The sequence below is a fragment of the Kitasatospora sp. NBC_01302 genome (assembly GCF_035976515.1).
Lineage (GTDB): Bacteria > Actinomycetota > Actinomycetes > Streptomycetales > Streptomycetaceae > Kitasatospora.
The window spans coordinates 3,344,936-3,365,874 of the sequence record NZ_CP108404.1 but is presented as its reverse complement, the minus strand read 5'-3'; the positions used below and the strand labels follow the sequence as shown (position 1 = coordinate 3,365,874).

The window sequence follows — 20,939 nt, the reverse complement described above, 5'->3', positions numbered from 1 at the left end:
GTTCTACTCCTGGGTGTACCAGCCGCGGTGGGCCATTTCGACGGGGGAGGAGTCGGCGGCCTGCTGGATGCCGTCGTGGTCGGTGCGGGCCCGGTCGCCCGCGGCCTGTGCGTGGCGGCCTGTCTCTGTTGCTGTCGTGGCGTAGGCGCGCGCCGCTTCGCAAAGACCGTCCATGAGCCGCGCCAGCTCGTAGGTCTCCGCGACGGTCGCGGAGTCGACCTTGAATGTGGAGATCTGTTCGGCGACCCGGCCGGTGTCCTGGGCCTCCTGTGTGAGCAGCTCGGCCAGGGCCTGGTGTGCGGAGGTGTCCCGGGCGATCTCCTTCGACAACTGCTTCACCTGGCGCACCAGGTCGCGGTATGTCAGTCCACTTGCCATGTCAGCTGCCCTGCTTGTCCTGGTAGAAGGTGCGCTCGGCCGGGGTGGTGAGCGGCGAATCGACGACGGCCTTGTAGATGGCGCCGTGCCGGGTCTGGGCGTTGGCGGCGACCACGCGGACCGCTTCGGCGCTGCGTGTGGTGCGCTTGGCGACCTCATCGGCCTTGTGGCGCAGGGCGGTGGCCTGTTCGGCGAGCCGCTGGAGAGCGCCGACGAGGGCCATACCGCCCTTCATCTCCTTGGCTTCCTCGGCCAGTTTCTGGGCGCGCATTGCGTGGGCGAGGGCGTGCTCCCGGGCGGTCTTGTTGTCGTCGCCGATCTTCGTCAGGGTCCGGCCCTTGTGTGCCAGGCGTTGCTCGAACTGCTTGAGGCTGCGGACCTCGCCGCGGCTGAGGTTGTGCTGCGCTGCGGCGCCGTGCCGGTCGGGTGCGGTGAACTTCACGGCGTCGGGGCCGACTTTCACTGCTTTCACTGCGGTCGGCTCGGGCGCTGCTGTCGGCTTGGGGCTGGCCGGCGCTGGCCCGGAGGGTCGCTCCTGCGGGGGTGCTGCCGTCGTCCGTGCGCCTGCCGCCGCCGGAATCGTGGGTGGGGCGGTCGGCCTCGGCGGGGCCGTTGAGCCGGGAGGGGTCGTCGGCTTCGGGGGCGCGGTCGCCTTCGCCATGTTGGCGGTCGACCCGGTAGCCGGAGCCGTCTTCGGCCCGGCGGGGGTCTTGTCGGGCTTCAGCAGTTTGTGGTCCTCGTTGCGGGCCTTGGCGGTGTCCATCTTTTTCCTCTCGGCCAGATCGGCGGTGGTGCGGTCGTCCCAGCCGTCGCGGGTGCCGTCCCGCCATGCCCGGACGTGCCCGACGGCCGCGGCGGCGCGCGTGCCGTCGCGGTAGCCGGCCTCGCGGGAGGACTGGGTGCGGGGCCGCGGTCCCTTCGGCGTCTGGTCCTGCTCGTCGCGGTCGGCCGGGGCGCTTCGGGCGGTCGGATCGGTGTTCTTCTTCGCCAGGTCGACCTTGGTGTTCAGGCCTTTCGGGTCGCGTTTCGGCGCCGCGCCGTCAACCTTCGCCGATCGGTCGGGGCCGGTTCCGTTGGCCGGGCCTGGCGGGTTGCCACCGACCTTGCCCAGGTCGACCTTGCGGACGGGCTCCTTGGCCGGTCCCTGTTCGCCTGGCGCACTGTCCTTGGGCTTTTTGGTGGGGGCGCCCCCGAACGGCCCGGCGTCCCGGCCGCTGTGCGTCGGCACGTCGGTGCGGGTGCGCTTCGTGTCCGTGCTGCCGGTCGTCCGCTCGTCCCGGTTGCTGCGCTGGGCGTTGTCGTTCCTCGCCGCGTCGTCTTTCTTCGCGCTCGCGGCCTTCGTGTCCGAGGACTTGGTGTCGCTGCTGTCGGTCTTCGAGGTCTTCCCGTCGGTGCTGGCGTCGCGGTGGTTCTTGTCGTCCTGCGCGGACTTCGACGCGTTGTCGTTCTTGGAGGCCTTGGCGTCGGACGCTTTGACGTCCCGATTGTCCTTGTGGTCCCGGTTGTTCCTGGACGAGTTGTCGTCCTTGGCCTGCCTCGCGTTGGAGGTCTTGGCGTCGGAGGTGCTGGCCCGCTTGTGGTCCTGCTGATTCCGGCCGTGGTGCTGGTTGACCTTGTTGTTGAGGTCGGCGATCTTGGCGTCGTGGTTGGAGCGTCGCTGGGATCCGCTCTCGTGCTTGGCGGTGCGGTCGGACTTGTTGGCGTGGGTGGCGGCGGTCGAGTTCCCGGAGACCCGGGTCTCTTTGATGTCGTGGCTCTGCTTGACGGTGGTTGCGGTGCCGGTGCGGCCCAGGCGCCCGGCGAGGGCGCGTACGAGGGCGCCGATCGGGCCGTCCCGCCTGTCGCTGGCGCCGGTCTTCCCGCCGCCGGCGGCTCGGCTGGTGCTGGCAGGCTCGGGGGCGGGGGTGTCCTGCGCGAGGGCGGCGGTGGTGCCCAAGTGGGTGGTCGGCCGAGCCGGCTGCACCGGGGTGAGGATGCTCGCGAGGGTGCCCGTCCGGGTTTCTGGGGCGCTGCTCTCGGAGGGCCTGCGATCGCCCTCGGGGTCGGTCTGTGGGGGCGGTTCGATGGTCGTAGTCATCTCGAATACCTCACTGTTGGTAGTCACCCACCCACCCCCCACCCGGCCTGAGAATCCCTGAATATGACTGTTGAGCAGCCAGGGGATGGCGCTGAGGGCTTGTTTACGGGTAGGAGGTGGGTGGGGGGGAGGTCACATCGTGTTACAGGGAAGAAGCCCGGTGACCGAAGCGCTTCTTCGCCCAGCCCACTGCCGTGACCGCCCCGACAGAGCCCAGAACGATCAGCCCGACATCGGACCCGGCCGCCGAGGACTTGCCGCCGGAGACCGTGTCCGAGGTCGTCGACATGCCGGGCGACGTGATCGCCGGGAACGCAGCGGAGCACTGGGACACCGCGTTCATGCTGTCCCCGGAGGCCTTCGCAACGCAGTCCTGCACGGCCTGACGCCGGGCCTGCTCGGCCTGGGTCTCCTGGCCGGCAGCGGCAGCCTGCGCGGCCTCCTGCTGCTGGCGCTGCAGGTCGAGCTGGGCTTGCTGCAGGGCGATCTGAGCGGCCTTCACGTGGGCGGTGGCCTGGGACGATGCGTAGTCCGAGTAGGCGACCATGCCGGTGGCGGCAAGGATGACGCCGCCCGCGGCGATGCCGGCCTTCGCTCGGGGGGAGAGCTTCGCGTTGGGGGCGTAGGCGCCGTGCAGCGGCGGCGTCTTCCACGACGGCACCGAGGTGATGTCGAACGCGGCGTCGTTGTAGATGTCGTTGCTGGACATGGCCGGGGAGGCTCCTTTGGTGCAGTTGGGCCGGTGATGGACCGGAAGGCGTCGTAGAGGCGATCCGGATGGATGGACCGTCAGGCGGCGGCCCGCAGGGTCCGGAAGTGGCGGGCGATATCGGCGGCCCGCTGGTTCGAGCAGGTTCCGCCAGCGGAACGGATCGCGGCGGCCACGGTTCGCCGAGTGATCGGCTGCTGGTTCGCTGCTAGTTCGGCCAGGGCGCCCTGCTCGCCCCGCCGGAGCCGGACGGTTCGCAGTGGTTCGCGAACCGTCCTGGTTCGCGGGTTCCGATTCGCGAGGGCGGTTCCGAGAATGGCCGGCACGATCGCGAGCGCAACCTCGACCCCGTGACTTCGGCAGAGTGGAACCGGTTCGCGAACCTCGACAGGCTCCGGGCAAGTTCGCCGGTTCGCGGAGCAGCGAACCGGGATCTGGTTCAGGTGGTTCGTCATGCCGCGTCCTGGTTCCACTTCGCGCGGGCTTCCTTCAGACGGTGATGGGCGGTGGTCTTGCTCATGCTGGTTCGCTTCAGAACCACGGGGAGGGTGACGCGGTCGTAGCCGAGTTCCGCGATGAGGTTCAGAACCTGGTCGACCTGCTCGGTTCGCTTGCTGGCCCGGTCGGTCAGGTTCGCGGTTCGGGTGGTTCGCGGTTCAGGGTTCGCTGGTTCCGGGGCGGTGCTGTCGGGGTTCGGAACCGGTTTGTCGGTGTGGGCTGGTTCGCGAACCTCGCGCTGGTGGGGTTCCGGAACCTGCTGGTTCGCCGGTTCCGGGGGCGCCGGTTCGAGTTCGGGCCGGTTCGGGGTTGAGGGGTTCGCGGGTTCGCCTGGTTCCAGATGACGGGGCGGTTCCGCGATGACGCCCTGAACCTTCCGGCGGGTTCGCCGGACCGAGTTCCGTTCGGTTCGCAGTTCCCTCCTTGCGGCCAGCACGAGGTTCGCGGAGTTCCATGCGGCGTCGAGTGTCCGATGGCCTTCGAGCGTGATCAGCGACCAGGCGGTCCACGAGTGCCGCGGGTAACGGGTCCAACGAGCCATCCCGATCCTGGGCCGAGCCGGCGGCAGCTTGCCCTCGGCCCGCAGCTTGCGGCGGTGGATCAGTCGGGCCCGGCCCTCCCAGAGGAGGACCCCGACGATGGACATCACCGAGTAGGTGACGGCCCGCGGGGTCGGGTGCCAGTGGTTCGAGTAGTGCCACCACTGCTGGACCGCGGCTCCTGTTGCGAAGATCCATGTGCCGAGGCGGTACTCCCAGCCGCTGTCGCCGTCCGAGCGGGCCTGGTGGTACAGCCAGGCGCAGTACACGGTGGTGAGCTCGTAGGCGGCGGCGTAGAGGACGCTGGCGACGAAGAGCCACCCGAGGACTCGCATGGCGAACTGGGATTGGCCGGTCCATGCGACGGCCATGGGGGCGAGGATCGGGGCGGTGACGAGGAACTGCTCGGCGAGCCGGGCTGAGGCCCGCTTGATTCGGTTGGCGCGGTCGCTGCGGTCGGCGATCTTCTCGGCGCGTTGCTCGCGTCGTTCGGCGCGGGCGGCGCGGCGCTCGTCGCGGATGGCTTGGCGCTTCTCGGCCCAGGTGTCGATGGCGTCGTGGCGGTCGGTGCGCTTTTCGGCGGCGCGGGCTTGGAGTCGCTGGATCTTCTTGTCCGCGGCCGGCTCGGGCTGCGGGTCGACGGGCCGCGGTTCGGCGAGCATGTCGCCGATGGGCCGCCAGCCGGCGGTCAGGTCGGGCTCGGTCACGGGAGTTGGCCTTTCGGGCTTGGTGGGGTGCGAGCTGGTGGGGTCGTGGTCAGTCGGCGTCGATCTGGCGGTACTCGACGTGCCCGTCGCGGTGGCGAACTCGGCGGATCGCCGGGTCGCGGGTGAGGTCGAGGACGTCCTCGGCGAGGTCGTTCGCGCGGCTCTCGGCGTCGTACTCGGCGATGAAGTCGGCGGCGGCCTGGCGGCGCTCGGCGGCCTTCTTGCGTCCGAACATGCGGTGCTCCTTCAGTGGTCGATTGGGGTGGTGCAGGTTTTGGCGTGTGCGAGTGCGGTCCAGTTGGTGCAGGCTTCGGCGTAGCTGGGGTCGTAGCTGTGATCACCGGTGAGCTGTTTGGTGATCGCGACGGTGGTGGTGTCGCAGCCTGCGCAGGCGTACTGGCCGACGAGGTGGACGGTGGTGGTGACGGGGGCGCCGGCAAGGTTCTGGTAGCCGGCGCCGTCCGGGGTGATGGTCACTTGGCGGGCGTCGCGAGCTTGGCGAGGGCCTCGTAGGCCATGACCTCGATCAGGTAGTCGGTGTCGTCATCGACCTGGTCCTCGTGCTCGACGGTCTCGTTCACTCCTGCGCCTCCGGCCTCGGGATGGCCCGGCACTTCTCGGCGTGCTCCTGAGCCCACTGGTGTACGTGGAGGGTGTAAGCGCCACCCCATATGCGGGTGCAGCCGTTGCACTGGGCGTCATAGCCGCCCGTCTTGAGGCTGATCACGTCGACGGCAATGGACGGGTCGGCGAGCGCTGCTCCGGCGACGGTCAGATACCTGCCGGTGACGCCCTCGGGCCAGGGGGTGCCGCTCATTCCCATCCCTCCCGAACGCACTGCTCGTAGATGTCGAGGTAGTTGGTGCCGTCGAGGGCGGTCATGCCGCCGAGGAGGTCGGTGATCTCCTGGTCGGTGGCGGGGCGGCCGTTCGGTTCGTCGGTGGGGTGGAAGGTGGCGTCCATGAGGCTCCTTACGGGTACGGGTCGACGGAGTTGAGGTGCCGGTTGGCGTGGTCGAGGAGGGTCTGCTGCTGCGGGTCGTCGTCGGGGAGGGCGAGGGCGTCGGTCAGGTAGGTGGCGGCGGATGCGAGTTCCTCGGCCGCGTCCTGGAGGTCGCTGCTGGTGCTGGAGCCGAGGAGGTTGGCGGTCTCGTGCAGGAGGTTGATGAACTCGTCGGGGGTGGCGTCGAGGGTGAGGGGGTCCTGTTCGTTGAAGCGGGCGAGCATGGGGCTGTGCTGGTTGACGATCCGCGTGACGGTTGTGGTCACTTCGGCTGCTCCTTCGGGGCTTCGATGGCCGGGCGCTCGGCCGGGGCGGTGAGTGCGGGCGGTGCGGGGGGAGGGGTGGGCTTGCTGGTGGCGCACTGTCGGGCTTGGCCGCCGGCGGGGATGGTCAGGTCGTGGCCGTAGCCGCCGCAGATGTTGGGGTCGCTCACGTCTGGCTCCCGGATCCGGTGGTCGGGAACTGCATCGGCGCAAGGTCGAAGTAGAGGACGACGACGGCGCGGCCGCCCATCTGCTCCTGCAGGTGCTCCCGCAGGTAGGTGTAGACGTGCATGCGGGTGTGGCTGGAGTGGACCTCGATGCGGCCGTTGTAGGTGGCGATGCGGCCGTCGCCGGATTGGCCGGTGATGATCCAGTGGTAGGTGGTCGACTGGTCCTCGGCGGTGGTCACTGCTGCTCCTCGGGGGCTTCGCGGATGTCGGGCGCTCCCCAGCCGAATTGCGGCTCGGACGGGTGCGGGTACTCGACGGGGTCGTCGAGCGGGGTGTCGTTCAGGGCCGCGGTGATCTCGGCGCGGTCCAGGCCCATCGTGTGGCCGGTGTCGACGCTCATCGCGGGCCCCGGTGGACCGTCGGGTCGTCGGCCACGCCGATGTCGTAGCCGCCGCGGTTCAGCTTGCGGAGCGGCCCGTTGGCCTTGGCGATCGCCGTGTTGATGATCTGCTCGTCCGTGGCGTCCGGGTCGGTCGTGACGGCGATGTTGTACTCGCCACCCCGGTCGCCCATGGTGTGGAACTGAACCATGTGCTTGGGCATTTGGTGGCTCCTTCAGCTTCCGTCGGTCTGCTCGGCCCAGCGGTGGCCGGCCGGGCAGGCGAGCTTGCGGATCGCGATGGTCTGGAACGGGCCGCGGTCCTCGAACTCGACCGTCCCGGAGGTGGCCGGCTGGCCGCAGGTGTCGCAGCGGTACGCCGAGCAGGACTCGGCGGACATGGCGGTCATCGGACGTCCCGGGAGGCGACCACGAACGCGGAGGCGGGCAGTCGGCCGGCCGTGACCTGCTCGTTGCGGAACTGCTGGGCGATGCTCCGGTCGTGGGCGCCGCCGTCGAGGACGATCCCGTCCGGGGTCCAGTGCGCGACAGACCAGGCCGGGGTCGGCATGTGGCTGGCGGCGGGGGTGGGCTGGTGGCTGGCCATCCAGGTGGGGAGGCTCACCGTGGGTCACCTGCCTGTTGGCCGCGGTAGGGGCCGCCGAGCTGGGTACTGGCGGCCTGCAGGTTCTGCAGGAGGTCGGCGCGCTGGTCGCCGTTGAGGCTGGGGTTGTTGATGCCGGCGGCGAGGGCGTTCAGGTCGGCCTGGGCCGCGTTGAGCGCATCGGCGGACGAGACCGGAGGGTCAGAGGGCGCGGCGGACATCAGGCCACCTCGTCCAGGTCGTGGGTGCCACACAGGTCGTGGATGGCCTGCAGTTTCGCGGCGACCACGGCGGCCGGAATGCGGATCGCGCCGCCTCGGCCAGCCTGGCCACGGGACCACTGCTTGCCGTGGCGGATGGCTTCGAGCTCGCCGCCCTTCACCCAGCGGTAGATGGTCGGAACGCTGACCCGGAGGGCTTTTGCCACCTCTCTCACGGTCAGTACAGGGGGGCTCTCCGGGAGCATCTTTGAGCTCTCCAATCGAGTCGTCTCGGGTGGGAACGACTCGACTGTATAGCTTCTCTTGAAAGGTTGCAAGGTTCTCTCGCTGTCCGTGGGAGAACCTTGTGCCTTACCGTGAAAGGCGACAAGGTCGTTCGATCATGATTCGCACAGGAGAGTGGCTCTTGAGCAGGGAACACTGGGCGGAGGACGCGGAGCCATACCTGCGCCCGGTCGCGGCGGGAGAACCCGACGCCTGGCAAGCGGAAGCGCGTCAGCGTGGGCATCACGGAGGGCAACAGCTCACCGCGGTGGAAGAGGTCGCTGCGCCAGAGCGTGTGGCCCGACTCCTCGGGGTGGCCGGCGACTCCCTCGTCGTAGTCCGCCGCCGGATCGTCTCCCTGGACGGCGCGACAACGGAGCTGACCGACTCCTACTACCCGCTACACATCGCGCACGGCACCGCCCTGGCCGAACACAAGAAGATCCGCGGCGGCGCCGTGACCCTGCTGGCCGAGCTCGGCCACGTCGGCCACACCCGACATGAGAGCGTGGCCGCACGAAAGCCCAGCGAAGAAGAGCAGGCCGCCTTTCAAGTGGACTCGACCGAATGGGTCTTGGACATCTGCCGACTCGTAGTCGACGAGGACAACGAGCCGATCGAGGTCACCACGATGACCATGCCCGCCCGCGGGCGTACCCTCCACTACACCGCCAAGATCGGCTGACACATGACTGACCAGGACGACGCCAAGGCACAGGCGAAGGCGGAAGCGCTGGAGCGCTTGGGGGCAAACGAGAGCAGCTGGGCCCAGCATGAGCTCGTCGCCAACTACTTGCGCTACGGCATCCTGACGGGCGACTACCCGCCCGGCAGCAAGCTTCCCTCGACGCCGAAGCTCGTTGAGCTCTACGGAGTTGCGCCGCAAACGATCAAAAACGCCAACGACATGCTCGCCGACGAAGGGCTCGTTCGCAGCCAGCGCGGCAGCGGCATCTTCGTTCAACCACACCGACAGCAAACGCTCGTGCCCGCCAAGTACAAGCAGCCAGCCGAGCCAGGTGAGACGTACCGCTGGCTCGACGAGGCCGGGAAGCAGGGAGCCCAGGCGGCGAGCACGCTTCTGGATGTCGAAGAGGTGGAGCCGCCGGCGGACGTGGCCGAGGCGCTGGGCCTGGCAAAGGAGGAGGTGGCGGTCCTTCGGGCCCAGGTCCTCTCGATCAACGGCGAGCCTGCCGAGCTCGTGAGGTCGTACTACCCAGTCGCGATCGCCCGCGGGACACAGATCACGGAGATGAAGAAGATCAAGGGCGGCACCCCGCGCCTTCTGGCCGACATGGGCTACCCCCCGGTCCGCTGCGTCGACAAGCTGATGGCCATCCTGCCAACGCCGGAGCAGGTCAAGGCCCTCAGGATGCCGGGCAAGCTGCCCGCGCTGCGTACCCTGCGTGTGGTCTACAGCAATGACGATCGGATCATCGAGGTCACGGAGATGGTGAAGGCCAGCCACCTCTACGCGGTCGAGTACGAGTTCTGACGCGAGCTGATAACGGCTCGGCAACTCCCCGACGCACCCCCAACCGCCGCTGCGAAGCTGCTCCTGCCCGTCCGAGACGATCAGGAGCAGCACGTGATCAGAGCCCAGAGCCGGACCGCCAGTGTCACTTTCGACGGTCACACCGTGACGATCACCCGTCATGGGTCGCCCTACTTGCCGGACGGCTCCCGCAGCATCCCCATCAGCCAGATCTCCGCGATCCGCTGGTCCAACGCCGGCCGGTGGACGGGCGGCGGCTACATCCGGTTCGTGATCGCCGGGACGATCGAGCGGCAGTACAGCCAGACCGCAGTCCTCAAGACAGGCCCGCTCAAAGACGAGAACACCGTCCCGTTCAGCCACAAGACCCAGCCGCAGTACGAGGCCCTGCGCGCCGCGATCGAGCAGGCCATCGCCCAACTTCAGCGCGGCGGCCAGCCCGCGGCGGTCGGCGGGTCGATCGCGGAAGAGATCGCCAAGCTGGCGGAACTGCTCCGACTCGGCGCGATCACCCGCGAGGAGTTCGAACAGGCGAAGGCTCGACTCCTGGGATGACCAACGGCGACCCCACGCGCTTTGCTACCGGGTAGCGTAGGCACATCCCGACAGGGAGTAGCCGCCATCGCCCCAGCGAACGGACGCCGCCATGACCGCACAGCCGATCGAACATCACCACCCGCGGACCGTTGAGAGGCCGCCCGCGACGATCCGCGAGTTCCGCGGAGTCCTGAGCGGCGACGACCTGGCTCGCTTCAACCGGGAGATCGACGACGTGCCCCTGCACGAGATCGACCAGTACCTCAAGGGCTGGCAGCACGTCCTGTACCTCCGCACCATCCCCGAGATCGGCGAGGCCCTGCGCACGGCGTTCGACCGGCCCGGGATCCCGGTCGGCGAGGTCTTCCCCGAGTGGGAGGAGATCAGTGGCTGACCTTCCCAGTGTGTTCCTCTCCGACGCGGCCCGCGTGGCGGTGATCGGGATGCCCGCGGAGCAGCGGCGCAAGCTGGTTCACACGCTGAGGTCCTTGCAGCGGGACCCGGAGATTGGGCTCCCGCATCCCCTGGGCGGGGACATGTCCGGCCGGGTCGTGGTGGTGCCGGGTGACGAGGCCGTGCCTGGCATGACGCTGATCTACCGGATCAGGGCCGAGGAGATCCGGGTCGTGCATATCCTCGCCGGCCCGTGAGAACACAGAAAACGCCCCGCCGCCCGTTCCGGGCCGCGGGGCGTCGTCCTGCCAGGGGTCAGCGGATGGCCTGCAGGTATACCTTCGCGCTGGAGTGCAGCTCGAACGCCGCACCGTAGCGGACCGCGGGCGGCTCGGGCCGCTCCGAGTACAGGTCGACGGCCGAGAACTCCCCGGGGTCGGCGTTGATCAGCGCGGCGACCAAGGCCTGCTCGACGGTGGCGGGGTCGTCCGTGACGGCCGGGACCTCCCGCCCCGGGAGCCGCTCGCCGAGGATCGGGTCGCGTTCCGGCTGCGTGTAGTTGTCCCCGGGGGCGACCGAGACGGCCTGCCAGCGGGTCGTCTTGCCGGCAGCCTCAACGGCGATGCCGTAGGGGTGGCGGCTGTAGCCGGTGTCGGCGAGGGCCTTCGCGGTGACACCGGGGATGGTCGCGGCGGCGTCGAGGAGCAGCCGCTGGAAACGGTCAGGGCGCATGGGGGTCCTTCAGCGTTCGGGGTCGTTCGATTATGTACGCCTGAACGTCCTGGACGGACCCGCCCCGCCGGGTCAGAGCGCCCGCAGTGCCCGCTCGCAGTCCCTGCAGCGCTGCTCGTCCATGCCTGGCGGGTACCAGGGCTCGCCGGGCCGTGCGGGCCGGTAGTGGGCGTGCTCCATGGGCCCGGTGTCCAGGCCGCACAGGGTCTGTGGGAGTGGATCCTCGGGCACCTCGGGGTCGGCCGGCGCAGCGTGCACAGCGAGCACGACCGGCTCAACTCCGTCGGGCCCGAGCGCCTGGTCCTGCTCCAGCTCGAACAGGATCACGATCGTCGCCATACATCGAGCGTCACCCCGACCAAGGCCGCTCGCACCTTGGCCAACCGCCCCGATACCCCGCGCCCCTCGATGCCCCCGTGCGCTCTGGCGCCAGCCGCCCGGCTGCGATTGTGTGGACGCACCAACTCGCAACCAGGAGCCGTAAATGGTCCTTGAGCACACCGCGTCGGGAGGCGGCGGCAACGGCGACAAACTGCCGGGCCAGCCGTGGACACCCCCGCCCACACCCCCGTCACCCGATGGCGGTTCCCCGCCCGGCGACGGGGGCCACCGCAAGTGACCACCACCAATCAGGACCGCCTCGGCCGCGCGCCGGGGCGGTCCTTCCCCGTCCCAACCCCATGGGCCGCCACCTTCGAGGCTGTCCCCCGCGCACTGTTCCTTCCCGACCTGATGTGGGCGCACGACATGGCCGCCGGCACCAGCGTCCCCGTGGACCGAACAGCGAACCTGGACGCCTGGGCCACCGCTGCGCAAGCCGACATCCCGATCATCACCCAGTGGGACGACGGTCAGCACGCGGGCCGCGAACCCGGGGTCGTTCCAACAAGCTCCGCGTCAATGCCATCGGTTGTCGCCGGCATGCTCGACGACCTGGATGTGCAGCCCGGCATGAGGGTGCTGGAGATCGGCACCGGCACCGGTTGGAACGCCGCACTGCTCGCCAGGCATCTCGGCGACCAAGCCGTGACGACCATCGAGGTCGACCCCGCTGTCGCAACGGATGCCAGCCACCACCTCAGCGCCGCCGGCCTTCACCCGAAGGTCATCGTTGGCGACGGGGCCGACGGATACTCGCCAGGCGCGCCGTACGACCGGGTCATCGCCACATGCGGAATGCGCAGCATCCCCTACAGCTGGGTCGAGCAGACCCGGCCCAGCGGGATCATCCTGGCGCCGTGGGGCACACACTTCGGCAACGGCGACGCCTTGGTCCGCCTCACAGTCGGGCGGGACGGCACCGCGTCCGGCCCGTTCCTGCGGCCAGTGGAGTTCATGAAGATGCGCTCCCAGCGGCTCGTCTGGCCCCAGCCGCCCACGGCAGGTGGAACGGTGTCAGAGGGAACCACCCGGCTGGTGCTACCCGCGCATCACCGGTTCGCGCCGTTCCCGTTTGCGCTCGGCCTGCGACTGCCCGACGTCACGCACGCTGTCCAACCGCACGACGACGGGGAGACCCTGTGGCTGTATAGCCTCGCCGAAACCGAACCGGCCTGGTCTGCTACCGAATTCCGAGGCGGTGATGTCCACCGCGTTCAGCAGTACGGGGCCCGGCGCTTGTGGGACGAGGTCGAGGCCGCACACGACTGGTGGCAGGACCAGGGCCGGCCGGGCTTCGACCGGTTCGGGCTGACCGTCGACCAGGATGGTGAACGGTCATGGCTCGACCACCCCGACAATCCGGTAAGGGCAAGGTGACCCGTGCAGGGATGGGTGAACCCGAAGTACGCCGAGACTGTCGCCGTGGCCCGGCCAGTCGGGAGTGAGCCAGTCACGAAGTAGAGCTGGCCCGAGTAGGCCGAGGGAGCCCACCGCATGTTGCGGTGGGCTCCCTCCATGTCTTCTCAGATCGCGCCGGTGCGCTGGGCGAACTCCCGCAGCCCCGGGACCGTCGCCGGCCCGTACAGGGCACTCGCTGTCAGCGCCCGCAATGCCGGACGCCGCACCTCCTCCGGCGCCGCGGCCTCGACCTGGCGCAGAGCGACGAAGGTCTGCTTCGCGTCCCCAAGGCGGTGCCACATACGGGCCACGTCCGTCGCCGCGCGGGCCGCACGCTCGGCCGACGTCCACCGCACCGCCGCGAGCCGGGCCGCGTACGGCACGCCCTCGTCCGGGGTCCCCAGCGCGTTGAACGTGCTCACCCAGTACGAATCGACCTGTGCCACGGTCGCGTCGACCGTGAACAGGGCCCGTCCTGGGGCGGCCGTCGCCCGCTCGATCATGCTGCTGGCGTGGCCCATCAGGTCGAGTGCATCGCTGCGCTGCCCGTCGTTGGCGGCCGTGTACGCCGCGGTGAGGAGCATGGTCGCGGCGACGGCCTGCTCGGCCGGGTCGCCGGTGTCGACCTCGGCGGCGGTGCGGCGCAGCAGTTCGACGGCGGCGCCGGGCCGCCCTGCCCGGCGCATCGTGATCCCGAGAACCCGGGCGGCCTCCCCGATGACGACGGGGTCTCCGGAGGCGCGGGCTGCGGTCAGGGCCCGGTCGGAGGTTGCCCATGCGATGTCCGAGTGCTGCTTGAACGCCAACTCGGTCGCCAGGACGTAGCCGCGGGCGACGGCCGCCTGCGCCTGCTCCCGGGCCTGCCCCGACGCGGCGTCACGAGTGGCCTCGGCAGCGGCCAGGAGAGCCGGCAAGTGCTCGCCCAGGGCGCCGTAGCGGGCCGCCATGAAATCGGCCTTGGCGGCGGCGAGGCCCTTGTCGAGCCGAGCCGCGGTGACCGGCTGCGCGGCGGACGGCGCGAACAGGGCCGCTCCCAGCCCGGCTGCCGGGTCGACGGGTACTGGGCGGCCCGCAGCGACAGCCGGCGTCGGCAGGCCCATGGCGAGCGTGAAGCCGATACCGGCCGCGCCGGCGAGTAGGTCCCTGCGGCGCACCGCGTCCTCCTGAGTGTTGGTCAGCTTCAACGTTAGCGATCCCGGGCTACCCCGGGGGCCGTTTGCGCAGCGCGTCATAGCATTGCAACTTATCAAGAAACCTTATATGGTCGAGCTGTCCCTAGAAACGGGAACGGCCCCGCTCACAGGCGGGGCCGATGACTCGTCATGAGCGCCAAGTGGCCTGGTAACCGGAAGCGCTCACAGCAGAGATGAGGACATCATGACAGCTCTGGCTGCCCAAGGCACCACCGCCCCCGCCCCGAATCTGCCGCGCGTCGGCACCGCCGCGGCCTGCCCCGCCTGGTGCACCGATGACCACGCCACTAGCCCCCTCGGCCACGACGTCCACCACGCCACCGAACACCGGGCCGTGCGCCTCGCGGACCTCGGCGGCTCCGACCTGTGGGGCCTCACCGCCGCCCTCGTCCGCTACGACCCCGAACCCGGCTACCCCGCCCCCACGCACGAGATCGACGCCACGTTCGGCGGCAGCCCCGTCGAGATCCCTGACGGCGGCACGGCCCGTCAGGTCGCGGCCCAGCTGTTGCAGTTCGCCGCCGGCTTGCTGAACATGGCCGACCAGCTGGACGGGGAGGCGACCCGATGAGCGCCCTCGTCTCGCGCCCCACCGAGAACGCCGCGATCGGCCGCATCCGCCCCCGCCCCCTCGGCCCGATCGGACGCCTGCAAGCCCTCCTCGCCCACGCCGTCCGCTGCCACGACCACGTCGGTGCGAACCTCCTGCGCCACGCCGTCGCCCGGGCACTCGCCGGCGGAAAGGTCGGTGTCGCGTGACCACGATCTTCCGCTTGTCGGACACCGCGCACGACGCCGTCGACCGCACCGTCCACGCCGCACACCAGGCGCAGGCCGCCGGCTACGAGCACGTCCAGACCGGCTACGACCCCGCGCACCAGACGTACACCGTCACCGGCGACCAGCCCGGCCAGCAGCCCACCAGGAGCCCGCGATGAGCTGGTCCTACGAACCCGACCTCGACATCCACACCTGCAACCCCGCCCCCAACATCCGGCGCCCGTTCCCCATCAGCCAAGCCCTCGACCTGACCCCCCGCCAGGTCCGCCACATGAGCACCGTCCACGAAGCGGGGCACGCCGCGGTCTTCCTCACCGCCGGAGTCCCGTTCGACTACCTGGCGTTCAGCGCCGGGCCCGGCGGCGAACACTGCATCTCGGGCATCTCGGGCATCAACCTGGCTGCCGCCGACCACGTGCGCTGCTGCGTGGCCGGTGAGCGGGCCTCCGACCGGTGGCTGCGAGACCACCAGCTGTGGACCCCGGATCGGGCCTGGGCCAACGAGGCCCTCTCCGCGAGCGACCGGCGCCAGCTCGCCGGGCACCTGCCGGCGAACGGCCTCATGGCGCTCGTCGTCAACGATGACGACCTGCTGGCCCCGCCCGTGGACGGCCCGCGGCTGGACGACCTGAGCCTCCTGCACGCCGAGGTCGACGCGTTCCTCGACTCGCTGTGGCCCCAGGTGCTGCGCCTCGGCGAGGCGCTCGACCGTCACGGCCGCCTCGACTACGCCCAGGCCCGCGAGCACGCCGGCATTCCCTGCGGCCGATAGGCCCCCGGCCGCCCGACACTCCAGCCGGGCGGCACCCCCTGCACCCACCCCGCGGCGGTGCCGCGCACAAGCTGGAGACCAGCACGTGACCGTCAACACGCCCACCACAGGGATGCCCTCAGGGCCCGAGTTCGCCAGGAGCCTCATTCAGCGCGCCTGGGAAGCGCCCGAGGAAGTCGTCTTCCCGCGCTACCTTATCGACTCGCCCGGGCTGCAGGCCGAGGACATCGGCGTACTCGCACACCTGCTGCTCCGCGACACGGATCGGCCGTCCAGCGTGGCGGCGCTCGCCACCGAGTGCCAGCAGCGTGGCTGGAAGATCAGCGAGTACGCGATGCGCGCCATCGTGAAGCGCCTGAAGCAGGCCGGCCACGTCCACCAGGACAGGGTCTACAACAAGGCGACTGGACGGCTCGACTGGGTGTTCACGGTCTACCGGAACCCCGCGAACAACCGGGCGTACGTCAACTCGGTCACCGAGGAGATGCCCAGCTCAGGCCGATTCGTTGGCTCCCAGCAGATCGGCCAGCCCGATTCGTCGGCTCCCAACGAATCAGCAGGTCAGGCCGATTCGTTGAATCCCAACGAGTCGGGAGCGATTCGTTGGGATTCAACGAATCGGGATCTGTCAAACGTTGCAGGTCAGGGCCGATACGTTGGCTCTCAACGAATCGGGGCTCACCCCCCACACCCCCCGGAGGAGGTGGAAACCTCCTCCCCCTACCCCCTCAAGCAGTCGGCTGCGCCGACGGAGGAGGCGGGGGAGCGCTTCACGCCCGAGCAGATCGCTGACGCCGAGCGGTTCCTGCAACTGCTCCCCGGGCCGTGGGCCGCCGGCCGCAAGACCGCACAGCGCCTCGCCCCGAAGCTCCTCGACGCCGCCGACGCGCAGGGCTGGGACCTCGACGACGCCCTCGCCACCCAGCTGACCGAGAAGCCCGACGGCGTGCACCGGTACGCCGCCGTCCTCGCCACCCGGATCGATGACCTGCCCCTGTACGCCGCAGTTCACCGCACGCCGGCCGCACTGACGACCGCTGCCCCGCCGACTGCCCTGCCCATCTGGTGCGAGGACCTCGACTGCGACGAGGAAACCCGGCTCCGCTGCATCACCGACGACCGCGGGTTCCGCCGTACCGGCCCGTGCCCCGACTGCCACCCCAACACCCAAGCCCAGGAAGCCGCATGACCGTCTTCGACGACTACGACACCGAACCCGCCCTGATCGACGAGCCGGGCCTGTGGGACGAGCAGACCGAGCAAGCCGTACTCGGCGCGATGCTCCTGTCCCGCCGGGCCGTCGACGAGATCGCCCAGACCCTCGGCCAGGGCGAAGCGTTCTACCGCCCCGCCCACCAGACGATCTACCTGGCGATCCTGTCGATCCACGACACCCCCGGGCGCACTGTCGACACCATCAAGGTCACCGAGGCGCTGCGCGCCAGCGGCGATCTGCAGCGCTGCGGCGGCCCGATCTACCTCGAACGGTGCATCAGCGCCGTGCCGGCCGCGGTGAACGGCCCCGACTACGCCGAGATCATCGTCAACCTGTACGAGCTGCGGCAGATCGAGCAGCTCGGCACCCGGCTCGTCCAGCGTGCCAGGCTCCGCGATGCTCCCGCCGGTGAGATCGCCTCTCTGGCGCTGTCCGAGCTGCAGTCCTTGTTCGGGAAGGCGGCCGGTGGTCAGACCGAAGCCCTGTCGGTCGCCGAGCGTTGGCCTGGCTACATGGACGAGTTGGAGGACGAGGACGACCCGCGGGCGATCGACTCTCCGTGGCCGGACCTGAACGAGGTCGTGCTGTTCAAGCCGAAGGAGGTCACCGCTGTCGGGGCGGCCACCGGGGGTGGCAAGACTCTGCTGGGTCTCAACCAGGCCGCGCACGTGGCGTTCACCCGCAAGCAGCCGGTGCTGGTCGTGTCGATGGAGATGGGCGGATCCGAGGTGTTGTCCCGGCTGGCCTCGTCTGCGGGCAACATCGACTTGGGTTCGTTGACGCGCCGCAAGCTTGGCGACCGGGAGTGGTTCCAGGTTGCTCGGATCACTGAGCTGATGACGTCGGAGGCTGCGTCGAACTTCATCATCGACGACTCGCCGACGATGACGATCCCGAAGATCGAGTCGCGGATCCGGTGGATGGAGTCGCGCGGGATGAAGCCCGCGTTCGTGATGGTCGACTATGCGCAGCTCGTCACACCGGTCGGTCCGAACGCGGGGAAGAATCGGGTCCAGGACGTCGCGAGCATCTCGCTCGGCCTTAAGCACATCGCGGACGAGTTCGACGTGCCGGTGATGGTGCTGGCGCAGTTCAACCGCGGCGCGGTGGGCCGGCAGCCGCTGGCGACGGACTTCAAAGACTCTTCCCAAATTGAACAGGACGCGTCAACTGTTCTCCTGCTCCACCGCGAGCTGGACGAGGAAGGCCAGGACACCGGCCCGAACGCCGGACAGGTGAAGCTCATCGTGGGTAAGAACCGCAACGGTCTCCGGGGCCGCGAGATCTGGCTGTCCTTCCAGGGCAAGTTCGCTTCGCTGCGCAGTCTCACCAACCAGACCCCGCCTCGCTGACTGGCCTGTCCTATGCGGCACTTACGTCCGCGCACTGTCTGCCATGAGCAGGCATCATGGCTTCACCCACTTCCATGAGGAGTCCTCATGAGCACCACCGTCCAGGCAGGGCCGCAGCTTCGCGGATACCAGCAGGAAGCCGTCGCCGCTATCACCGAAGCCCTTGCCGGTGGCGGCGTCCGACAGTTGCGCATGGCGTGCGGCACCGGCAAGTCGCTGACCGCCCAGAGGGCCGCAGAGGCACTCCTGGCAGCCGAGTTGGGGCAAGGCCGGAACGTCGGCGTCGTAGCCGTTGTGACGCCGTCCCTGGCGCTCGTGAAGCAGTTCGTCGACGGCTGGCGCCACAACGCCGACATCGGCCCCGTCCAGTGCCTCGCCGTCTGCTCCGATCGCACCATCGGCCAGCACGACGAGATGGCCAGCGTCGCGGACCTCGACGCGCAGGTCACCACGGACGTTGACGTGATCAAGCGCCGCCTGCACGAGCTTCCCTCTGACGGGCTGCTCCTCATCGTCAGCACCTACGTCTCCGTGGCAGTGCTGGCGCGGGGCGTCCAAGCTGCGGGGCGCGCGCTGGACGTACTGATCTGCGACGAGGCACACCATCTGGCCGGCAACCCGGCAACATCCCTGCGGAACCTCGTCTCGGACCCCGACTGGCTCCCCGCCGCACGGCGGATCTACATGACCGCCACGCCGCGCCTGTACACCAGCCGCCTCGCTGGCCGCGGCGCACTGAGCATGGACGACCCGCTGTTCGGAAAAGTCGCCTACGAGTACGCCTTCCCGAAGGCGATAGCCGACGGCCACCTCGACGACTACCGGGCCCTGGTGACGGTCGTCGAGAACGAGAAGGTCCGCAGGATCCTGGAACTGCTGGACGAGGCACGCGACAGTGAGCCCGGCGAGGCCCGCAACACGGTGGTGGCGCAGGTTGCCCTCCTTCGCTCCTGGCAGGAGCAGGGCGTGGGCAGGGCGATCGCGTTCTGCGACTCGATCCGCGGGTCCAAAGTGTTCACCGCGCAGCTCCGTCAGGTGGCGGCGATGTTGGGCTACGACCCCGACATGGTCACGGCGCTCCATGTGGACGGCTCGATGAGCAGCGAGCAGCGCGCCCCGATCCTGGCCGAGTTGGCGGCACCGTCGGACGGTCGGCTGGTCGTGGTGTCGAACGCTCGCTGCCTGGGTGAAGGCGTGGACGTGCCGTCGGTGGATGCGGTTCTCTTCGCCTGCCCCAAGCGGTCCGAGGTCGACATCATCCAGTCGGCCGGCCGGGCTCTGCGACGAAGTCCTGGCGGCCGCGGCGTCGCCAAGTTCATCCTGCCGATGATGCTCCCCGAAGCGCCCGACGGCGACCTTCCTTCGAACGTCCTGGACGGCACCGACTACGAGCCGGCGTGGACGGTCATCCGGGCGTTGCGAGACCTCGACAACGACCTTGGCGCCGAACTCGACCAGCTGCGCACTTCCGCGGTGCGCGAACCTGAAGCCCAGGAGGCCGACGATTCGCAGCAGGATGGACTGCCCGACAGGATCGCCATCGCGGGTCCGTGCGCCGACCCTGAGATCCTTCGGCAGATTGCTGTCGCGCTCATCGACCACACAACGGCACCCTGGCTGGACGGCTACGCCGCGCTGAAAGCGTTCCACGACGAGGCCGGTCACCTCAACGTCCCCGCCGGGGCCAAGCTTGCCGACGGCTCCTTCTTGAAGAGGTGGATCGCCCGCCAGCGTTCGGATCGCCTGAAGGGGATCCTGCCGTTCGAGCGAGTGGCTGCTCTTGATGCCTTGGGCTTCGAGTGGGATGCGGAGACCGCCGCCTGGTGGCGGATGTATGAGTTCTTCGCTGGGTCCGAGAGGGGCACTGAGGGCTTCGCCATGATGGGCAGGCGTTACTGGAAGTGGGTGGAGGAGCAGCAAGACGCTTACGCCGATGCCACGTTGAGCCAGGAACGGATTGCTGCCCTCAACGGCTGTGGCTTCGACTGGGTGCCTCTGGCCGTTCGGCAGGCCGAGATGGAGGCCGCCCGGGAAGTCAAGCAGCGGGCGGCCAGAGAAGCGGTTGCGGCGTGGCTGGCAGAGCACGGATGTGCCAACCTGCCTGGCCGCGTGATCGCAACAGACATCCATGGCAACGAGGTGGACATCGTCAAGTGGCTGGAGGACGTCTGCCGCCGACGCCACTGGGGAGAACTCGGCCCCGAGGAAGGAACGGCCATCGCTGCCATGGGGTTCGACTGGCTTCCGCCCTGGTGGCGTCAATACCTTGAACGAGTAGCGGCATTCCATGCGACGTTCGGGCATGTCGACATCCCGCGTGAGTTTGAGAACCCGGTCAGGGAGGGTGTCTTTGATCAGTCTCTGTCTAGCTGGCTCAATGACCAGCGACGGGACGCGAATCGAGGTGACCTGGCGCCTGAACAAGCCGCCGCTCTCAACGAACTCGGGGTCGGCTGGGTAGTGGCCGGACCCAGCCGTTCCGAGGCGGCTGCGGATTGGATGGAGACGGCGGAGCTCGCAGTGAAGTACTTCAAGGACCACGGCGATCTACGCGTCCCGCTCCACTTCAGAGCGGACGTTCCACAGCGCTACCCGTGCTACCTGGGCTGCTGGTTGCAGGTCCAACGACAGCGGCGAGCGGACGGCACACTCACGGGTGCGAGCGCAGCGTTGCTGGAGGCCCTTGGGATCGACTGGGACGTCGACTGGGACGAGTCATCTCGGGCTCGACCGTCAGCGCAGAGGGCCGCAGCCTGACCCGGGGCCGGCCGTGACCTGAACCGGCCGGCCCCATCTCCCCATCCCACCAGCCGAATTGGTCGTGGACCGCCACGCCCAGGGGGTACCCCTGCGCCCGAAAACACGGGACACTTGACCAC

34 protein-coding genes are annotated in these 20,939 nt (G+C 69.3%); 13 read left to right on the top strand and 21 right to left on the bottom strand.

The genetic code is table 11. The features are described from left to right. Positions 1 to 3: 3 nt before the first annotated feature. The 18 genes from OG294_RS14260 to OG294_RS14175 form a co-directional block, all read right to left on the bottom strand. Positions 4 to 378, bottom strand: a complete 375-nt coding sequence (locus OG294_RS14260; RefSeq protein ID WP_327066875.1) for a hypothetical protein — start codon at positions 376 to 378, stop codon at positions 4 to 6. Between the two features lies 1 nt (position 379). Beyond that, on the bottom strand, positions 380 to 2,455 hold the full coding sequence (locus OG294_RS14255) for a hypothetical protein (protein WP_327066874.1): 2,076 nt from the start codon (positions 2,453 to 2,455) through the stop codon (positions 380 to 382). Positions 2,456 to 2,597: 142 nt separating this feature from the next. After that, a complete protein-coding gene (locus OG294_RS14250; protein ID WP_327066873.1) occupies positions 2,598 to 3,164 on the bottom strand; it encodes a hypothetical protein in 567 nt (188 codons plus the stop codon). 80 nt (positions 3,165 to 3,244) lie between these two features. Further along, the gene (locus OG294_RS14245) at positions 3,245 to 3,619 is read right to left on the bottom strand and encodes a hypothetical protein (RefSeq protein ID WP_327066872.1); all 375 of its coding nucleotides are present in this window, start codon (positions 3,617 to 3,619) and stop codon (positions 3,245 to 3,247) included. Continuing rightward, positions 3,616 to 4,908, bottom strand: a complete 1,293-nt coding sequence (locus OG294_RS14240) for a DUF2637 domain-containing protein (RefSeq protein ID WP_327066871.1) — start codon at positions 4,906 to 4,908, stop codon at positions 3,616 to 3,618. The genes OG294_RS14245 and OG294_RS14240 overlap by 4 nt, the downstream gene beginning before the upstream one ends. Positions 4,909 to 4,957: 49 nt before the next feature. Next, positions 4,958 to 5,143: a hypothetical protein gene (locus OG294_RS14235; protein WP_327066870.1), complete on the bottom strand. Its 186-nt coding sequence runs from the start codon at positions 5,141 to 5,143 to the stop codon at positions 4,958 to 4,960. An 11-nt stretch (positions 5,144 to 5,154) separates the two neighbouring features. Beyond that, a complete protein-coding gene (locus OG294_RS14230) occupies positions 5,155 to 5,385 on the bottom strand; it encodes a hypothetical protein (protein WP_327066869.1) in 231 nt (76 codons plus the stop codon). Positions 5,386 to 5,485: 100 nt separating this feature from the next. Beyond that, the gene (locus OG294_RS14225; RefSeq protein ID WP_327066868.1) at positions 5,486 to 5,725 is read right to left on the bottom strand and encodes a hypothetical protein; all 240 of its coding nucleotides are present in this window, start codon (positions 5,723 to 5,725) and stop codon (positions 5,486 to 5,488) included. Continuing rightward, a complete protein-coding gene (locus OG294_RS14220) occupies positions 5,722 to 5,871 on the bottom strand; it encodes a hypothetical protein (RefSeq protein WP_327066867.1) in 150 nt (49 codons plus the stop codon). The genes OG294_RS14225 and OG294_RS14220 overlap by 4 nt, the downstream gene beginning before the upstream one ends. 8 nt (positions 5,872 to 5,879) lie before the next feature. Beyond that, positions 5,880 to 6,176 carry a hypothetical protein gene (locus OG294_RS14215; RefSeq protein ID WP_327066866.1) on the bottom strand — a complete coding sequence of 99 codons (297 nt, stop codon included), beginning with the start codon at positions 6,174 to 6,176 and terminating at the stop codon, positions 5,880 to 5,882. Continuing rightward, positions 6,173 to 6,343, bottom strand: coding sequence for a hypothetical protein (locus tag OG294_RS14210; protein WP_327066865.1), 171 nt, complete (start codon positions 6,341 to 6,343; stop codon positions 6,173 to 6,175). The genes OG294_RS14215 and OG294_RS14210 overlap by 4 nt, the downstream gene beginning before the upstream one ends. Next, positions 6,340 to 6,582 (bottom strand): hypothetical protein, encoded by a 243-nt coding sequence (locus OG294_RS14205; RefSeq protein ID WP_327066864.1) that lies wholly within the window; start codon positions 6,580 to 6,582, stop codon positions 6,340 to 6,342. Before OG294_RS14205 ends, OG294_RS14210 begins: the two co-directional genes overlap by 4 nt. Beyond that, complete coding sequence (locus OG294_RS14200) at positions 6,579 to 6,743, bottom strand: hypothetical protein (protein WP_327066863.1); 165 nt, start codon at positions 6,741 to 6,743, stop codon at positions 6,579 to 6,581. The genes OG294_RS14205 and OG294_RS14200 overlap by 4 nt, the downstream gene beginning before the upstream one ends. Further along, positions 6,740 to 6,946 (bottom strand): hypothetical protein, encoded by a 207-nt coding sequence (locus OG294_RS14195; protein ID WP_327066862.1) that lies wholly within the window; start codon positions 6,944 to 6,946, stop codon positions 6,740 to 6,742. The genes OG294_RS14200 and OG294_RS14195 overlap by 4 nt, the downstream gene beginning before the upstream one ends. Before the next feature lie 12 nt (positions 6,947 to 6,958). After that, positions 6,959 to 7,132: a hypothetical protein gene (locus OG294_RS14190; protein ID WP_327066861.1), complete on the bottom strand. Its 174-nt coding sequence runs from the start codon at positions 7,130 to 7,132 to the stop codon at positions 6,959 to 6,961. Beyond that, positions 7,129 to 7,347 carry a hypothetical protein gene (locus OG294_RS14185; RefSeq protein WP_327066860.1) on the bottom strand — a complete coding sequence of 73 codons (219 nt, stop codon included), beginning with the start codon at positions 7,345 to 7,347 and terminating at the stop codon, positions 7,129 to 7,131. The genes OG294_RS14190 and OG294_RS14185 overlap by 4 nt, the downstream gene beginning before the upstream one ends. Then, positions 7,344 to 7,547, bottom strand: coding sequence for a hypothetical protein (locus tag OG294_RS14180; protein WP_327066859.1), 204 nt, complete (start codon positions 7,545 to 7,547; stop codon positions 7,344 to 7,346). Before OG294_RS14180 ends, OG294_RS14185 begins: the two co-directional genes overlap by 4 nt. Continuing rightward, positions 7,547 to 7,792 (bottom strand): helix-turn-helix domain-containing protein, encoded by a 246-nt coding sequence (locus OG294_RS14175; RefSeq protein ID WP_327066858.1) that lies wholly within the window; start codon positions 7,790 to 7,792, stop codon positions 7,547 to 7,549. Before OG294_RS14175 ends, OG294_RS14180 begins: the two co-directional genes overlap by 1 nt. Before the next feature lie 161 nt (positions 7,793 to 7,953). Here OG294_RS14175 and OG294_RS14170 point away from each other — a divergent pair, with 161 nt between their 5' ends. The 5 genes from OG294_RS14170 (at position 7,954) to OG294_RS14150 (ending at position 10,493) form a co-directional block, all read left to right on the top strand. After that, a complete protein-coding gene (locus OG294_RS14170; protein WP_327066857.1) occupies positions 7,954 to 8,496 on the top strand; it encodes a UTRA domain-containing protein in 543 nt (180 codons plus the stop codon). Positions 8,497 to 8,499: 3 nt separating this feature from the next. Beyond that, entirely contained in the window at positions 8,500 to 9,306 is an 807-nt protein-coding gene (locus tag OG294_RS14165; RefSeq protein ID WP_327066856.1) for a GntR family transcriptional regulator, read from the top strand. Between the two features lie 93 nt (positions 9,307 to 9,399). After that, entirely contained in the window at positions 9,400 to 9,861 is a 462-nt protein-coding gene (locus tag OG294_RS14160) for a DUF4429 domain-containing protein (RefSeq protein ID WP_327066855.1), read from the top strand. Between the two features lie 91 nt (positions 9,862 to 9,952). Then, complete coding sequence (locus OG294_RS14155) at positions 9,953 to 10,237, top strand: hypothetical protein (protein ID WP_327066854.1); 285 nt, start codon at positions 9,953 to 9,955, stop codon at positions 10,235 to 10,237. Next, positions 10,230 to 10,493, top strand: coding sequence for a hypothetical protein (locus OG294_RS14150; protein WP_327066853.1), 264 nt, complete (start codon positions 10,230 to 10,232; stop codon positions 10,491 to 10,493). Before OG294_RS14155 ends, OG294_RS14150 begins: the two co-directional genes overlap by 8 nt. 58 nt (positions 10,494 to 10,551) lie before the next feature. On the opposite strand, the gene OG294_RS14145 is transcribed toward OG294_RS14150, so the two are convergent. Beyond that, complete coding sequence (locus OG294_RS14145) at positions 10,552 to 10,968, bottom strand: hypothetical protein (protein ID WP_327066852.1); 417 nt, start codon at positions 10,966 to 10,968, stop codon at positions 10,552 to 10,554. A 72-nt stretch (positions 10,969 to 11,040) separates the two neighbouring features. After that, complete coding sequence (locus tag OG294_RS14140; RefSeq protein ID WP_327066851.1) at positions 11,041 to 11,307, bottom strand: hypothetical protein; 267 nt, start codon at positions 11,305 to 11,307, stop codon at positions 11,041 to 11,043. Between the two features lie 276 nt (positions 11,308 to 11,583). Here OG294_RS14140 and OG294_RS14135 point away from each other — a divergent pair, with 276 nt between their 5' ends. Next, complete coding sequence (locus OG294_RS14135; RefSeq protein ID WP_327066850.1) at positions 11,584 to 12,726, top strand: methyltransferase domain-containing protein; 1,143 nt, start codon at positions 11,584 to 11,586, stop codon at positions 12,724 to 12,726. 146 nt (positions 12,727 to 12,872) lie between these two features. On the opposite strand, the gene OG294_RS14130 is transcribed toward OG294_RS14135, so the two are convergent. Continuing rightward, entirely contained in the window at positions 12,873 to 13,931 is a 1,059-nt protein-coding gene (locus tag OG294_RS14130; protein WP_327066849.1) for an XRE family transcriptional regulator, read from the bottom strand. Positions 13,932 to 14,124: 193 nt separating this feature from the next. Between OG294_RS14130 and OG294_RS14125 the strand changes: the two genes are divergently transcribed. The 7 genes from OG294_RS14125 (at position 14,125) to OG294_RS14095 (ending at position 20,817) form a co-directional block, all read left to right on the top strand. After that, positions 14,125 to 14,511 carry a DUF6907 domain-containing protein gene (locus OG294_RS14125; RefSeq protein ID WP_327066848.1) on the top strand — a complete coding sequence of 129 codons (387 nt, stop codon included), beginning with the start codon at positions 14,125 to 14,127 and terminating at the stop codon, positions 14,509 to 14,511. After that, positions 14,508 to 14,699 carry a hypothetical protein gene (locus OG294_RS14120; protein WP_327066847.1) on the top strand — a complete coding sequence of 64 codons (192 nt, stop codon included), beginning with the start codon at positions 14,508 to 14,510 and terminating at the stop codon, positions 14,697 to 14,699. The genes OG294_RS14125 and OG294_RS14120 overlap by 4 nt, the downstream gene beginning before the upstream one ends. Then, positions 14,696 to 14,878 carry a hypothetical protein gene (locus OG294_RS14115; protein ID WP_327066846.1) on the top strand — a complete coding sequence of 61 codons (183 nt, stop codon included), beginning with the start codon at positions 14,696 to 14,698 and terminating at the stop codon, positions 14,876 to 14,878. The genes OG294_RS14120 and OG294_RS14115 overlap by 4 nt, the downstream gene beginning before the upstream one ends. Further along, a complete protein-coding gene (locus tag OG294_RS14110) occupies positions 14,875 to 15,492 on the top strand; it encodes a hypothetical protein (protein ID WP_327066845.1) in 618 nt (205 codons plus the stop codon). Before OG294_RS14115 ends, OG294_RS14110 begins: the two co-directional genes overlap by 4 nt. 85 nt (positions 15,493 to 15,577) lie before the next feature. Beyond that, positions 15,578 to 16,681: a hypothetical protein gene (locus OG294_RS14105; protein ID WP_327066844.1), complete on the top strand. Its 1,104-nt coding sequence runs from the start codon at positions 15,578 to 15,580 to the stop codon at positions 16,679 to 16,681. Then, positions 16,678 to 18,060 carry a replicative DNA helicase gene (locus OG294_RS14100; protein WP_327066843.1) on the top strand — a complete coding sequence of 461 codons (1,383 nt, stop codon included), beginning with the start codon at positions 16,678 to 16,680 and terminating at the stop codon, positions 18,058 to 18,060. Before OG294_RS14105 ends, OG294_RS14100 begins: the two co-directional genes overlap by 4 nt. An 87-nt stretch (positions 18,061 to 18,147) precedes the next feature. Next, positions 18,148 to 20,817 carry a DEAD/DEAH box helicase gene (locus OG294_RS14095; RefSeq protein WP_327066842.1) on the top strand — a complete coding sequence of 890 codons (2,670 nt, stop codon included), beginning with the start codon at positions 18,148 to 18,150 and terminating at the stop codon, positions 20,815 to 20,817. Positions 20,818 to 20,939: the final 122 nt, after the last annotated feature.

Bases quoted from the DNA above. Each gene is read 5' to 3' on its own strand.
- OG294_RS14260 (WP_327066875.1), bottom strand. From the start codon at position 378: ATGGCAAGTGGACTGACATACCGCGACCTGGTGCGCCAGGTGAAGCAG.
- OG294_RS14255 (WP_327066874.1), bottom strand. From the start codon at position 2,455: ATGACTACGACCATCGAACCGCCCCCACAGACCGACCCCGAGGGCGAT.
- OG294_RS14250 (WP_327066873.1), bottom strand. From the start codon at position 3,164: ATGTCCAGCAACGACATCTACAACGACGCCGCGTTCGACATCACCTCG.
- OG294_RS14245 (WP_327066872.1), bottom strand. From the start codon at position 3,619: ATGACGAACCACCTGAACCAGATCCCGGTTCGCTGCTCCGCGAACCGG.
- OG294_RS14235 (WP_327066870.1), bottom strand. From the start codon at position 5,143: ATGTTCGGACGCAAGAAGGCCGCCGAGCGCCGCCAGGCCGCCGCCGAC.
- OG294_RS14225 (WP_327066868.1), bottom strand. From the start codon at position 5,725: ATGAGCGGCACCCCCTGGCCCGAGGGCGTCACCGGCAGGTATCTGACC.
- OG294_RS14220 (WP_327066867.1), bottom strand. From the start codon at position 5,871: ATGGACGCCACCTTCCACCCCACCGACGAACCGAACGGCCGCCCCGCC.
- OG294_RS14200 (WP_327066863.1), bottom strand. From the start codon at position 6,743: ATGAGCGTCGACACCGGCCACACGATGGGCCTGGACCGCGCCGAGATC.
- OG294_RS14195 (WP_327066862.1), bottom strand. From the start codon at position 6,946: ATGCCCAAGCACATGGTTCAGTTCCACACCATGGGCGACCGGGGTGGC.
- OG294_RS14190 (WP_327066861.1), bottom strand. From the start codon at position 7,132: ATGACCGCCATGTCCGCCGAGTCCTGCTCGGCGTACCGCTGCGACACC.
- OG294_RS14180 (WP_327066859.1), bottom strand. From the start codon at position 7,547: ATGTCCGCCGCGCCCTCTGACCCTCCGGTCTCGTCCGCCGATGCGCTC.
- OG294_RS14175 (WP_327066858.1), bottom strand. From the start codon at position 7,792: ATGCTCCCGGAGAGCCCCCCTGTACTGACCGTGAGAGAGGTGGCAAAA.
- OG294_RS14165 (WP_327066856.1), top strand. From the start codon at position 8,500: ATGACTGACCAGGACGACGCCAAGGCACAGGCGAAGGCGGAAGCGCTG.
- OG294_RS14155 (WP_327066854.1), top strand. From the start codon at position 9,953: ATGACCGCACAGCCGATCGAACATCACCACCCGCGGACCGTTGAGAGG.
- OG294_RS14145 (WP_327066852.1), bottom strand. From the start codon at position 10,968: ATGCGCCCTGACCGTTTCCAGCGGCTGCTCCTCGACGCCGCCGCGACC.
- OG294_RS14140 (WP_327066851.1), bottom strand. From the start codon at position 11,307: ATGGCGACGATCGTGATCCTGTTCGAGCTGGAGCAGGACCAGGCGCTC.
- OG294_RS14125 (WP_327066848.1), top strand. From the start codon at position 14,125: ATGACAGCTCTGGCTGCCCAAGGCACCACCGCCCCCGCCCCGAATCTG.
- OG294_RS14120 (WP_327066847.1), top strand. From the start codon at position 14,508: ATGAGCGCCCTCGTCTCGCGCCCCACCGAGAACGCCGCGATCGGCCGC.
- OG294_RS14110 (WP_327066845.1), top strand. From the start codon at position 14,875: ATGAGCTGGTCCTACGAACCCGACCTCGACATCCACACCTGCAACCCC.
- OG294_RS14100 (WP_327066843.1), top strand. From the start codon at position 16,678: ATGACCGTCTTCGACGACTACGACACCGAACCCGCCCTGATCGACGAG.
- OG294_RS14095 (WP_327066842.1), top strand. From the start codon at position 18,148: ATGAGCACCACCGTCCAGGCAGGGCCGCAGCTTCGCGGATACCAGCAG.